We start from the raw sequence: 13,017 nt of genomic DNA, 5'->3' as shown, positions 1-13,017 counted from the left end.
TACTCGCTCGGCGTCGACGTCCGAGCGCCGACCCGGGCGCCGGCGGCGAGTGGGCATCGGACACGTCGACCGGGCATCCCCTGGTTGCCCACTCGGCGCGTCCGGTGCCCACTCGGGGGCCTGGCGCGCTCGGCACCCGGGCGCCCGGACGCGCGCGAGGCCGCCACCCCGCGCGGGGTGACGGCCTCGTGGCGCCGCGGCGGCGCTACGCCGTGCGGGTGTGGAACCGGAGCTGCGCGCGCTCCAGGCCCTCGGTGACGAGCAGCTCCACGGCGTCCGCCGCGTCGTCCAGCAGGAACGGCAGCTCCTTGAGCTCCGGCTTCGCGAAGTCGCGCAGCACGAAGTCGGCGGCGTCCATCCGCCCCGGCGGCCGGCCGACGCCGACCCGCACCCGCAGGTAGTCCTTGGTGCCGAGCGCCTTGGTGGTGTCGCGCAGGCCGTTGTGCCCGCCCTCGCCGCCGCCGAGCTTGAGCCGGATGTCGCCGAACGGGATGTCGAGCTCGTCGTGCACCATGATCACGCGCTCGGGCGGCACGTCGTAGTACCGCGCGAGCGCCGCGACGGGCCCGCCGGACGTGTTCATGTACGTGGTCGGCTTCGCGAGCACCGCGCGGGGCCCGGGCGCGCCGCCGGGCAGCGTGCCGATGCGCACCTCGGCGGTCGCGGCCTGCGGGCGGCGGGACAGCACGCCGCCCTTCGACCCGAACGACGCCTGCGCGCGCCGCGCGAGCTCGTCGAGCACCATCTGCCCGACGTTGTGCCGGTTCCCGGCGTACTGCGGCCCGGGGTTCCCGAGCCCGACCACCAGCCAGCGCCCGTCGCTCATCGCGGCGCCACTCCCTCTGTCGTCCTACCGGCGAACATGCCGGACGCCCGGCACCTCACGGTACCGGGCGTCCCGACGTGGTCGGCGTGCAGCGCGCACGCCGGGCGGATCACTCCGCGGCGGCCTCGGCGGCGGCCTCGGCCTCGGCCTCGTCGGCGGCGAGGTCCTCGGCGGAGACGGTCGGGACCGTGACGGTCACGACGATCTGCTCGGCGTCGCCCTCGAGCACGGAGCCCTTCGGGAGGGTCAGCTCGCCGGCGGTCAGCGCGGTGCCGGACTCGAGGCCCTCGATGGAGACCTCGACGTGCTCGGGCAGGTGCGTGGCCTCGGCCTCGAGGGTCAGCGTCTGGGTCTCGACGATGTGGATGGTGCCGGGGGCCGACTCGCCCACGACCGTGACGGGCACCTCGACGGTGACCTTCTCGCCGCGCCGGACGATCAGCAGGTCGACGTGCTCGATGATGTTCTTGACCGGGTCGCGCTGGACGTCCTTGGCGAGGGCCAGGACCGGCTTGCCGTCGAGCTGGATCTCGAACAGCGCGTTCGCGGCGCCCTTGACCGCGAGCATGGTCTCGTGGCCCGGGAGGGCGACGTGGACCGGCTCGGTGCCGTGCCCGTACAGGACGGCCGGGATCTGGTGGGCGCGGCGGAGGCGGCGGGCGGCGCCCTTGCCGAACTCGGTGCGGGCGGTGGCGGCGAGCTTGATCTCGGACACGGTGACTCCTGAGGCGCAGAGAAGGGCGATGGCGAGCGGCGGTGGCCTCGACGCGGGGCGCGGGACGGGCACGCGGAGGCGTTCCACCCTGTCGATCACGGACCGGCGGACCCGGGTCTCTCCGGTGACCGTCCGACATCCCTCGCCGAGGCAACTGGACGATCTTACCCGGGCGCGCGGCCCGCACGAAACCGGGCCCTGACCACGCGCGCGCGGCGCCGGACGCACCGAGGCCCGCTCCCCCGGCGTGGGGGAGCGGGCCTCGGGACGACGAGCGGCGCCGGACGCCGCGCCGGGTCAGGACTGGCCGTCGAACAGGCTGGTCACCGAGCCGTCGTCGAACACCTCGCGGATCGCCCGGGCGATGAGCGGCGCGATGGACAGCACGGTGAGGCCCTCGAACCGGCGCTCCTCGGCGATGGGCAGCGTGTCCGTGATGATGACCTCGCGCGCGCCGGACTGCTGCAGCCGGTCGATCGCCGGGTCGGACAGGACGCCGTGCGTCGCGGCGACGATGACGTCCTTGGCGCCGGCCTCGTGCAGCACCCGCACGGCGCCCGCGATGGTGCCGGCCGTGTCGATGAGGTCGTCGACCAGCACGCAGGTGCGGCCCTCGACGTCGCCGACGACGCGGTTCGCGACGGTCTTGTTCGGCTGCCGGATGTCGCGCGACTTGTGCACGAACGCCAGCGGGCCGCCGCCGAGCTTCTGCGCCCACAGCTCCGCGACGCGGATGCGGCCGGCGTCCGGGGACACCACGGTGACGTTCTGCACGTCGACGCGGGTCCGCACGTACTCGGTGAGGATCGGCATGGCCCACAGGTGGTCCACGGGGCCGTCGAAGAAGCCCTGGATCTGCGCGGCGTGCAGGTCGACGCTCATGAGGCGGTCGGCGCCGGCCGTCTTGAACAGGTCGGCCATGAGGCGGGCCGAGATCGGCTCGCGCCCGCGGTGCTTCTTGTCCTGCCGCGCGTAGCCGTAGAACGGCGCGATCACGGTGATGGTCTTGGCCGAGGCGCGCTTGAGCGCGTCGACCATGAGGAACTGCTCCATCAGCCACTGGTTGATGGGCGCCGCGTGGCTCTGCAGCACGAACACGTCCGCGCCGCGCACCGACTCCGCGAACCGGACGTAGATCTCGCCGTTCGCGAAGTCGTACGCCGTGGTGGGCAGCAGGTCGATGTCGAGGCTCTTGGCGACGGCGGCGGCGAGCTCGGGGTGCGCGCGGCCCGAGACCAGGACGAGCCGCTTCTCACCGTCCTGCGAGACGATCCCGGTCATCGTGCGGTGTCCTCCGTGCTGGGCTGGGCGTCGGGCAGCGGGACCGGGTGGTCCGGCAGGGTGGGCGGTGGCGTGCGGTGCACGCCGGCGTCGGCGCCGTGCTGGCCGGCGCGCTCGCGCTCGGCGCGTGCCTGGGGCGACAGCTCGGCGTCCTCGCCGCGGGCGCGCGCGGCGGCCTCCGCGGCGGGCGTGCCGGGGCGGGACCGGGCGACCCAGCCCTCGATGTTGCGCTGGGCGCCGGCGCTCACGGCCAGGGCGCCCGCGGGCACGTCGTGCCGGATGACCGAGCCGGCGCCGGTGTACGCGCCGTCGCCGACCTCGACCGGGGCCACGAACATGTTGTCCGAGCCGGTGCGGGCGTACGAGCCGATCGTCGTGCGGTGCTTGCGGACACCGTCGTAGTTGACGAACACGCTGGCCGCGCCGATGTTCGTCTCGACGCCGATCGTGGCGTCGCCGACGTAGGACAGGTGCGGCACCTTCGACCCGGCGCCGATCTCGGCGTTCTTGGTCTCCACGAACGTGCCGATCTTGCCGCGCTCGCCGAGCACGGTGCCCGGGCGCAGGTAGGCGAACGGCCCCACCGTGGCGTCCTCGCCGACCACGGCCAGCGAGCCGTGCGTCCGGACGACCGTGGCGCGGGCGTGCACCTCGACGTCCTCGAGCGTGGTGTCCGGGCCGACCGTCGCGCCGGTGGCGACCGAGGTCGCGCCGAGCAGCTGGGTGCCGGGCAGCAGCGTCACGTCCTGCGCGAGCTCGACGTCGACGTCGACCCAGGTGGTCGCCGGGTCGACGACCGTCACGCCCGCGCGCATCCAGCCGTCGAGGATCCGGCGGTTGAGCTCGGCGCGCAGCACCGCGAGCTGGGCGCGGTCGTTCACGCCCTCGACGAGCACCGGGTCGTCGGTGCGCAGCGCGCGCACCCGGCCGCCGTCGCCGCGGGCGATCGCCAGCACGTCGGTCAGGTAGACCTCGCCCTGCGCGTTGTCCCGGCCCAGCCGGCCGAACGCGCCGCGCAGCACCGCGGCGTCGAAGACGTAGACCGAGGAGTTGATCTCGGCGATCGTGCGCTGGGCGTCGGTCGCGTCCTTCTCCTCGACGATGCCGAGCACGTCCCCGGCGTCGGCGGCGTCCGGGCCGGCGCGCAGGATGCGGCCGTAGCCCGTCGGGTCGGCGACCTCGGTGGTCAGCACGGTCACGGCGTTGCCGTCGGCGGCGTGCGCCGCGAGCAGCTCGCCCAGCGTCTCGCCGTCGAGCAGCGGGATGTCGCCGGCGAGCACCACGACCGGTCCCTCGACCAGCACGCCCGAGACGGAGCCGGGCTCGCCCGCCCCGTCGCCGGCGGACGCCGCCTCGGCCTGCGCCGCGGCGTCGAGGACGGAGAGCGCGCACTGCACGGCGCGTCCGGTGCCGGGGACGTCGTCCTGGTCGGCCACCAGCACCTGCGGCATCAGCTCGCGGGCGTGGGCCGCGACGGCCTCGCGCTCGTGCCGGACCACGACCGCGGTGCGCCGCGGCTCGAGGGCCTGGGCGGCCGCGAGCGCGTGCCCGAGCATGGAGCGGCCCGCGAGGGTGTGCAGGACCTTGGGGGTGGCGGATCGCATCCGCGTGCCCTCGCCTGCGGCGAGGACGATGACCGCGGCGGGGCGGGGGGTGGTCACCTGTGGGTGCTCCCTGTGAGAGGTCTGCCCGCGCGCCCGAGAGGGCGAGCCGGGCGGGGACGTCGTGCGCTGACGCACTCTACCGCCGCCGCGGCGCCCGCCGTCGCGGGTCCCGCCGGGCGGCGCCATCATGGGACCGGCGCGGGTGCCGGCCGGGCGCCCGCGCGCCCCGTGAGGAGAGGACCGCCATGACGGACGCGAACGCTCCTGTGACCCCGTTCCCCCGCGTCGTCCAGACCGTGCTGGACACCACCGATCCCCGAGGGCTGGCCGAGTTCTACCGCGAGCTGCTGGGCCTGCGCTACCGGCCGGGCGACGAGCCGCCGGCGCCGGGCGAGCCCGACCCGAACGGCGAGGACTGGCTCGTCCTGACGGGCGACGGGCTGTGGCCGCTGGCCTTCCAGAAGGTGCCGGAGATCACGCCGCCGACCTGGCCGGACCCGGAGGTGCCGCAGCAGCTGCACCTCGACATGACAGTGCCGGACGGCGACGCGCTGGACGCGCAGCGGGAGCGGGCGGAGTCCCTCGGCGCCCGCCTGCTGTTCGACCGGCGGGACGACCCGGACGAGCCGCTGTACGTGTTCGCCGACCCGGCGGGCCACCCGTTCTGCATCTTCGTGGGCTGACCCGCGGCACGCAGCCGGGCGGCGCCCACCGTCTCGCGAACGAGGGGGCCGGCTGTCACCCGACCCGCGCCGCCCGACCGGCGCCCGCGCCGGTCCCCCGCCCGTCGGCCTCGCGCGTCGCGCGCACCGCGACCCCGACCGGCAGCGTCAGCCCGATCAGCGCCACGACCGCGACCAGCCCGCCCGTCACCACCGGGTCGAGGACCGGCACCGGCACCCCGAGCAGCCCCTGCCCGACCCCGAGCAGCGCGGGCAGCACCGCCGCGAGCCCCACGGCCACCGCGGTGCCCGTGATCAGCGCCGACTCGGCGGCCACCATCCGGACCAGCTGCGCCCGGGTCGCCCCGGTGCGGCGCAGCAGCGCGAGCTCCGACCGGCGCGAGCCGACCAGGCTCACCAGGGCGTTGCCCGCGGCGACCGCGACGAACGCGAGCAGCGCCAGCAGCAGCGCGGTCGACAGCCCCTGCTCCCCCGCCGCGGCGTCCCGCACGGACCGGGCGTAGCCGGCGGGGCCGGTGACCTCGAGCCCGGTCGCCGCCACGGCCTCCCGCACCGCGGGCACCGCGGCCGGGTCGTCCGCACGGACGAGCAGCACGCCGCCCTCGGCGCCCGCGGCCACGGCCGACCCGCCGCCGACCAGGTAGTCGCCCAGCCCGAGCCCCCGCTCGTAGACGGCCACGACCGTCAGCGCGACCTCCGCCCCGCCGACCCGCACCTCGACCACGTCGCCGAGCCCCGTGCCGCCGAGCGTCGCCTCGGCGCTCACCGCGACCGTGCCGTCCGCCGCGAGGTCCTCGACCGAGCCCGCCCGCACGTCCGGGTCGAGCAGCGTCGCCGCGGCCGGCACGGTCCGCAGCGACGTCGGCTCCCAGGACAGCCCGTCGAGGAACGGCAGGTCCTCGTCCTCGGCGTCGACCCGTACCTGCGCGGGTACCCCGGCGGTCACGCCCGCGGCGGCGACCCCCGGCAGCGCGGCCACCTCGGCGACCGCGGCCGGCGACACCCCCGCACCCGGCTCCCGCGCGACGACGTCCGCCACCACGCCGTCCCGCACCTGCTCCTCGGCCGCGTCGACGACCGCCCGGTTCACGCCGGACTGCACGGTGCCGAGCGCCAGCAGCAGCGCGAGCGGCACGACCGCCCCGGTGAGCCGGCGGGAGAACCCGCGGGCGTTGGTCAGGGCGAGCGTGGGCACCGCGCGCGACCCGCGGGTCAGCCGCAGACCGCGCTCCGCGCCCCACCGGACCAGCAGCGGGCCCACCAGCGCGGCGGCGACCAGCAGCACGATCGCGGACGTCGTGGCGGCGGCGGCGCCGCCCAGCCCCGGGACGACGAACGGCACCAGCGCGGCGAGCAGCCCGGCGGCGGCGAGCACCACGGCCGTCACCGCCCGCCCGCGCGGGATGCCGCGCGGCTCGACCGCCGACCGCTGCACCGCGCTCGCCGGGCTCAGCCGCGCGCTCTCTCGGCCGGCCAGCCGGGCGCCGAGCAGCGCGGTCGGCACCAGCAGCGCGAGGGCCCCGATCACCGGCCACGGCGACAGCGCCGGCGCGTACCCCGCGGGCACGACGCCGCCGGACGCCAGCACGCCGGACAGCAGCGGCGCGAGCAGCAGGCCGGGCAGCGCGCCCAGCGGGGCGGCGACCGCGAACACCAGCAGCACCTCGGCGGTGACGAGGCGCCGCACCTGCCCGGTGGTGGCGCCGACCGCCCGCAGCAGCGCGAACTCCCGGGCCCGCGGGCGGAGCGCCCCGGCGAACGTCGACGCCACCACCAGCAGCGCGATGAGCACCGCGGTCCCCGCGAACGAGGACGCGACGGTGAGCAGCATCGACGCCGCCGGGTCGTCGGACGCGCCGGCGGCGAGCCGGACCCCCGCCTCCACCCAGACGCCGGTCGCGGTGAGCAGCGCGGCCGCGAGCGCCACGACCAGCGCGCTCCCGGCCAGGCTGCCGCGGTGCACGCGCACGGCGGACCGGGCCATGGTCCCGACGGCGCTCATCGGCCCAGCTCGATCATCCGGGCCGTGACCTGCTCGGTCGTCGGCGCGTCGAGGTGCCCGGCGATCAGCCCGTCGGCGAGGAACAGCACGCGGTCCGCCGCGGCGGCGACGCGCGCGTCGTGCGTCACCAGCACGAGCGTCTGGTGCAGCGTGCGCGCGGTCGAGCGCAGCACCTCGAGCACCTGCTCGCCGGTCTGCGAGTCGAGCGCGCCGGTCGGCTCGTCGGCGAACACCACCGCCGGCCGCGTGATCAGCGCCCGGGCGATCGCGACGCGCTGCGCCTGCCCGCCCGACAGCTCGCCGGGCAGCCGGTCGGCCATGCCCTCCAGCCCGACCGCGGCCATCAGGTAGCGGCGCAGGTGCGCGTCCGGCTCCCGCCCGCCGAGCAGCAGGGGCAGCACGATGTTCTCCGCGACGGTCAGGTGGCCGACCAGGTTGTACGCCTGGAACACGAACCCGATCCGGTCCCGCCGGAGCCGGGTCACCGCGTCGGGCGACATCGCGGTCAGGTCGGCGCCGCCGACGACGACCCGCCCGCCGGACGGCCGGTCCAGGCCCGCCGCGACGTTCAGCAGCGTCGACTTCCCGGACCCGGACGGCCCCATGACCGCCGTGAACGACCCGGGCGCCAGCGCCAGGGTGACGCCCGCGAGCGCCGCGATCGTGCCACCGCCGTTCGGGTAGGAGCGGTGGACGTGGTCGAGCAGCACGGCCGGCTCCGCGGGCGCCGGCGGCGGGGTCGCGGGGCTGGTCGGGGTGGGTGCGGTGGCGCTCATGGCCGGTCTCCTCGTCTGGGGTTCTGCGTCCCCTCGACGCTAGGAACCCGGGACCGGCCCCCTCCAGCCGCCTGCGACGGAACCCGCCGGCCTGCATCCTTCGACGCAACCGCTCCGCCGGGCGGCCGACCGCGCCCGCGGTCAGCCCCCGTCGGGGACCGTCACCACCCGGTTCTGGTACGCCCACACGACCGCCTGCAGCCGCGACCGGACCCCGAGCTTCGGCATCATCCGGGCGAGGTGCGACTTCACCGTCGACACCTCGACGACGAGCTCGGCGGCGATCTCCTCGTTCGACATGCCCTGCGCGAGCAGTCGGAGGATGTCCTGCTCGCGGGCGGTCAGCACGTCCGCGCCGCGCCGCACCGTGACGGGCTGCAGCCGCCGGCGGTCCGCGAACTCGCGCAGCACCCGGTGGGTCAGCGCCTGGTCGAGCGTCCCGCGGCCAGCGGCGACGTGCCGCACCGCCCGGACGATCTCCTCCGGCTCGGCGTCCTTGAGCAGGAACCCCGACGCACCCGCCTCCAGCGCACCGAACACGTACTCGTCGAGGTCGAAGGTCGTCAGCACGAGGACCGGCACCGGCCGCTCGGCCTCGGGCCCGCACAGCTCGCGGGCGACGCCGATCCCGTCCCGGCCGGGCATCCGCACGTCCAGCACCGCGACGTCGGGCTCCGCGCTGCGGGCGAGCGCGACCGCCTCGTCGCCGTCCGCCGCCACGCCGACGACCTCGAGGTCGGGCTCGGCGGCGAGCAGCGCGGACAGGCCGGCGCGGACGAGGGGCTGGTCGTCGGCGATGAGCACCCGGGTCACGGGGCGGCCTCCTGGGTGTCACGCGGCAGGGCGAGGCGGACCTCCCAGCCCCCGTCGGGGGTCGGGCCGTACCGCAGGTCGGCGCCCACCAGCTCGGCACGCTCGCGCATCCCGCGCAGGCCGTGGCCGCCGTGCTCGGACGGTACCGGCTCCTGGTCCGGCGGGCCGTTCCGCACGGTGAGGACCACCGCGTCGGCGGCGCGGGCGTCCACCGTCACCCGGCACGCCGCGCCGGGCGCGTGGGCCCGGGCGTTGGCGAGCGCCTCCTGCACCATCCGGTACCCGGCGATCTGCGCCAGCGGCCCGACGCCGGCGCCCGCGTCGGCGCCCGGGGGCAGGACCTCGAGCACCGCGCCCGCGCCGGCCAGCTCCGGCACGGCGGCGAGCGTCAGCGCCGACGTCTCCGCCCCGTCGTCCTCCCGGAGCAGCCCGACCAGGCGCCGCAGGTCGGCCAGCACCACCCGGCTCTGCTCCCGCACCTCGCGCACGCCCCGCCGCGCCGCCTCCGGGTCGGTGCCGATCTGCCGGTCGATCGCGGAGGCCATCAGCGCGATCCCGGACAGGTGGTGCGCCGCGATGTCGTGCAGCTCCCGCGCCATGGCGGTCCGCTGCGTGGCCAGCGCCGTGGCGACGCGGGCCTCCTGCTCCCCCGCGAGGGCGCGCAGCTCGCGGGCCTCCGCCTCCCGGACGGCCCGGCGCGACGACACCACCAGCGCGGGCACCAGCCCGAGGGCGACGACGGCGAGCGCCTGCGCGGCGGCGCCGAGGACGACGAGCGGGGGCTCCGGCGCGTCCACGGCCGCGGCGCCGGCGATGCCGGACGCGACCGCCAGCAGCACGACCGCGGCGGCGAGGGCCCACCCGAGCCGGGCCGGCGGCGCGGCGACCACGGCGCGGTAGACGACCACGACGACCGCCAGCGTGAGCAGCCCGGACGCCCCGACGTCGACCCCGCCGAGCGCGACGATCCCGAGCGGGACGGCCGTGACGACGAGCAGGGCGGCGCGGCCGGCGGTGCGCGCGGCGGCGACGGCGGCGGCCTGCACCACGAGCCCGGCGACGACGAGCCACCACCCCGGGGCGCCGACGGGGGCCACCGGCACGGGCTCGACCGGCTCCATCGCGGCGAGCGCCGGCAGCGCGAGCAGCGCGGCGAGCCCGAGCGCGAGCGTCACGGCCGCGGCGACGAAGTCGCCGCGGCGGAGTCCCGGACGGACGGGGGCCTCGGCCGGGGCGGACGCGGCGGTCGGCGGCACGTCGGGCATCGTCGCACGCCTCGACCGTCGCGGCGCTGCTCCGCCCCCAGGATTCGAACCCGGACCTCAAGGCTCCAAAGGCCTGCGTGCTGCCGTTACACCAGGGCGGACCGCGTGCCGTCGAGGCGCGCGTCGGCCGCCAGTCTGCCAGGCCGCGGCCCCGGACTCCGCCCCGCCCGCGGTCACGCCGCGGACGGCCCGCCGTCCTGCCACGCGGTGAGCTCCGCCCGCCCCGACAGCCGGAGCTTGCGCAGCACCCGGCTCACGTGGTTCTCGACGGTGCGGACGCTGATGTGCAGCTGCGCGGCGATCTGCCGGTTCGCGAGCCCGGACCGGACGAGCTGCGCGATCTCCCGCTCGCGGGCGGACAGCGGCTCGGCGGGCGGGGCGGCCCGGCCGTCCGCGCCGACGACCGGCCCGTCGGGCGGGGTGCCGACGCCGAGCACCTCGGCACCGGCGCGCGCCAGGGTCGGCGCGACGACCGGGTCGACGCCGTCCACCGCGCGCCTGCCGGCCTCGACGTCACCGTCCGCGAGCGCGACCTGGAGGGCCAGGTAGGGGTCGAGCACGGGCACCGAGGCCCGCCGCCAGACGGAGCGGACGACGTCCGCGCGCGCCGGGGTGAGGGTCGGCGGGCCGAACCCCCAGGTCAGCAGCGCCGGGTAGACCAGCCCGGCCTCGGCATACCGCAGGCCGGCCTCCCACCCGGCCTCCGCCGCGACGGCCGGCTCCGCGGTGCGGCGGAGCTGCGCGGCACGGGCCAGCTCGTCGAGCGGGCTGATGAGCGACCGGGAGCCTCGCGCGGTGGCGTCGAGCTCGCGGACCAGCGCGGACGACATGCTGGTCTGCCCGGCGTTGACCTGGAGCATGACGCCGATCGTCAGGCCGCGGCGGTAGAAGGTCTCGTCGAGCGGCCCCGCGTGGCCGAGCAGCAGCGACGTGCTGAGCACCCGCCAGGCAGCGGCGAGCTGGCCGCCGAACGTCAGCGCCTCCGCCAGGACGCAGGCGTACAGCCGGATGCCGAGGGTGTCGTAGGCGTCGTAGGCGGCGGACAGGTGGCCGCGGGCGTCCCGCTCGGCCTCGTCGACCCGCCCGAGCACCAGCAGCGCGAGGACCCGGAGGGCGGCCAGGTGGTGCCGGCTCGTCACCGACATGGCGAGGTCGCGGTGCCCGTCGCACAGCGCGAGCGCGATGCCCGGCTGCCCGACCTCGAGCGCGGCGGCCGCGAGCGCCAGCACGCGCCGGCCCTGCACGACCGCGTCCTCGTGCCGCCCCTGCTCGACGGCGAGCACCGCCTCGGCCGGCTCGCCCCGGTGCACGGCGGCGACGGCCCGGTCCTTGAGCCCCTGGACGTCGACGAGCGCGCGGGTCTCGTCGCCCCACCGCGCGGTGGTCGCGCGCAGCGCCTCGTCGTCGACGCCCTGGGCGCTCAGCCAGTAGAGCTGGTACGACCGGAAGGTCAGCCGGTCGGCGGCGGTGTCCTGCGGGGACAGCGCGGTCGCGCTGAACACCGTGTCGATCTGCTCGGTCGCGTACCGGAGCATCAGCAGCGCCAGGTAGGCGTTGGCGTGGCCGACGGAGCTGTCCGCCAGCCAGGCGGCGCGGGCCATGCTCTCGGCGATCTGCTCCTGCTCGTGCACGAGGCCGGCCAGCTCGGTCGACCAGCGCAGGAAGCCCTCCTGCTCGCTGAGGTCGGCGTCGATCAGCGCCGGCAGGTCGTCCTCGCGGAGCAGGACCGGGTCGAGCTGCCGGCCCACGTGGGCGCTGGCCAGGGCCGCGGCCCGCCGGCGCTCGAAGATGCTCACGCCCTGCCGCAGCGCCCGGGCCAGCGCCGGGGGTGCCGCGACGAGGACGTCGCCGGCCGCGGCCACCGGGTGGTTCACCAGCCGCCCCCGGTCGATCAGCTCGTGCAGCACCTGCGGGTCGACGATGCGCATCGCCTCCTCCGCGGCCACCGGACCCACGGCCGCGACCTGGAGCAGCGCCGAGACGAGGTCCTCGCGCAGCCCGCCCAGGAACATGAACGCGAGGGCGTCGGCGGGGACGTCCGTCAGCCGGCCGTCCGCGGTCCAGTGGCCGTCCTCGCGGCGCAGCGCGCCGCCGGCCCGCGCCGCGGCCACCAGGGCGACGATCGCCCCCGGGTTCCCGCCGCTCTGCGCGAGCAGCGCCGTGGTCAGCCCGGCGTCCGCCGGCGCGCCGAGCAGCCGGCCGAGCAGGGTGGCGACGGCGGCGAGGTCGAGCGGCCGGACGCGGACGGCGGCCGGGGCGCGCGCCGCGAGCAGGGACCGGGCCTCCGGTACCTCGATCCGCAGCGGGTTCACGGTCGTGGTCGCGACCAGGGCGGCGCCGGTCCGGCGCAGCGCGCGGTCGACGAGCCGCAGCGACGCGGCGTCCACGTGGTCGAGGTCGTCCAGCATGAGCACGCTGCGCGGCGCGCCCAGCTCCCCCACGAGCCAGGCGAGCAGCTGCCGCTCGGTCGGGTCGGCGTCGTCCCGCGACGGGTGGTCGAGCAGGGTCGCGAGCTCCCCGGGGCCGGCGCCGCGGACGAGGATGCCCGGCCGGCGCCGCCCCGAGAGGTCCGCCCGCAGCCCTCGGAGGGCCGTGCTCTTCCCGGCCCCGTGGTCGCCGCGGAGCACCACGTCCCGCCCGAGCGCCAACCAGCGGCGCAGCTCTGCGCTCGTCGCGACCGCCCCCAGACTGTTCACCGTCTGCCCGATCTCGCTCACCATAGCGGGCAGCCTGCGAGCGCCCCAGGCCCCCCTACGGACGGCCCGGACCACCCAGCGCGGGTCCGCCGCCGTCGCCGGGCGCGTCGCTGGGTGGGGCGGCCCGGGCGCCGTGCGGGCCGGGCGACCGACCCCCTACCCGCGCGGGTCGCCGCACCGGCCGCCCCGCCCGCGCGCGCACCGGCGGCGTGCGCCGTCGCGACCCACGCACGCCCGGACGCGGCGCGGGCTCACAGCAGCCCGGGCACGCCACCCGTCGTGCGCGGCCTCGGCCCTCGGGGGCAGCAGGCCGTCGCACACCGCCGACCAGGGCCGGGACCCCGGCACCGGCGCCT

The 13,017-nt window shown here is 77.4% G+C and carries 10 protein-coding genes and 1 tRNA gene; 1 reads left to right on the top strand and 10 read right to left on the bottom strand.

The window, feature by feature from the left end:
• Positions 1 to 205 precede the first annotated feature (205 nt).
• The 4 genes from pth to glmU form a co-directional block, all read right to left on the bottom strand.
• Entirely contained in the window at positions 206 to 826 is a 621-nt protein-coding gene (pth, locus tag Cpa01nite_RS10015) for an aminoacyl-tRNA hydrolase (protein ID WP_203668618.1), read from the bottom strand.
• Positions 827 to 935: 109 nt separating this feature from the next.
• Positions 936 to 1,541, bottom strand: a complete 606-nt coding sequence (locus Cpa01nite_RS10010) for a 50S ribosomal protein L25/general stress protein Ctc (RefSeq protein WP_203668617.1) — start codon at positions 1,539 to 1,541, stop codon at positions 936 to 938.
• A gap of 297 nt (positions 1,542 to 1,838) precedes the next feature.
• Complete coding sequence (locus Cpa01nite_RS10005) at positions 1,839 to 2,822, bottom strand: ribose-phosphate diphosphokinase (RefSeq protein ID WP_203668616.1); 984 nt, start codon at positions 2,820 to 2,822, stop codon at positions 1,839 to 1,841.
• The gene (glmU, locus tag Cpa01nite_RS10000) at positions 2,819 to 4,483 is read right to left on the bottom strand and encodes a bifunctional UDP-N-acetylglucosamine diphosphorylase/glucosamine-1-phosphate N-acetyltransferase GlmU (protein ID WP_203668615.1); all 1,665 of its coding nucleotides are present in this window, start codon (positions 4,481 to 4,483) and stop codon (positions 2,819 to 2,821) included. Before glmU ends, Cpa01nite_RS10005 begins: the two co-directional genes overlap by 4 nt.
• 188 nt (positions 4,484 to 4,671) lie before the next feature.
• On the opposite strand from glmU, the gene Cpa01nite_RS09995 reads away from it, so the two are divergent.
• Entirely contained in the window at positions 4,672 to 5,109 is a 438-nt protein-coding gene (locus Cpa01nite_RS09995; protein ID WP_203668614.1) for a VOC family protein, read from the top strand.
• Between the two features lie 55 nt (positions 5,110 to 5,164).
• Here Cpa01nite_RS09995 and Cpa01nite_RS09990 read toward each other — a convergent pair whose 3' ends face one another.
• The 6 genes from Cpa01nite_RS09990 to Cpa01nite_RS09965 form a co-directional block, all read right to left on the bottom strand.
• Positions 5,165 to 7,111 carry an FtsX-like permease family protein gene (locus Cpa01nite_RS09990; RefSeq protein WP_203668613.1) on the bottom strand — a complete coding sequence of 649 codons (1,947 nt, stop codon included), beginning with the start codon at positions 7,109 to 7,111 and terminating at the stop codon, positions 5,165 to 5,167.
• Complete coding sequence (locus Cpa01nite_RS09985; protein ID WP_203668612.1) at positions 7,108 to 7,887, bottom strand: ABC transporter ATP-binding protein; 780 nt, start codon at positions 7,885 to 7,887, stop codon at positions 7,108 to 7,110. Before Cpa01nite_RS09985 ends, Cpa01nite_RS09990 begins: the two co-directional genes overlap by 4 nt.
• 141 nt (positions 7,888 to 8,028) lie before the next feature.
• Positions 8,029 to 8,700, bottom strand: coding sequence for a response regulator (locus Cpa01nite_RS09980; protein ID WP_203668611.1), 672 nt, complete (start codon positions 8,698 to 8,700; stop codon positions 8,029 to 8,031).
• The gene (locus Cpa01nite_RS09975) at positions 8,697 to 9,965 is read right to left on the bottom strand and encodes a sensor histidine kinase (RefSeq protein ID WP_203668610.1); all 1,269 of its coding nucleotides are present in this window, start codon (positions 9,963 to 9,965) and stop codon (positions 8,697 to 8,699) included. Before Cpa01nite_RS09975 ends, Cpa01nite_RS09980 begins: the two co-directional genes overlap by 4 nt.
• A 29-nt stretch (positions 9,966 to 9,994) precedes the next feature.
• Positions 9,995 to 10,066, bottom strand: a tRNA-Gln gene (locus tag Cpa01nite_RS09970).
• A gap of 72 nt (positions 10,067 to 10,138) precedes the next feature.
• A complete protein-coding gene (locus Cpa01nite_RS09965) occupies positions 10,139 to 12,685 on the bottom strand; it encodes a helix-turn-helix transcriptional regulator (protein WP_203668609.1) in 2,547 nt (848 codons plus the stop codon).
• Positions 12,686 to 13,017 lie beyond the last annotated feature (332 nt).

This window comes from Cellulomonas pakistanensis, from assembly GCF_016862755.1.
In the GTDB taxonomy this organism is placed as follows: Bacteria; Actinomycetota; Actinomycetes; order Actinomycetales; family Cellulomonadaceae; genus Cellulomonas; species Cellulomonas pakistanensis.
The sequence above is the reverse complement of the archived record's forward strand: the minus strand, read 5'-3'. Positions and strand labels throughout refer to the sequence as shown.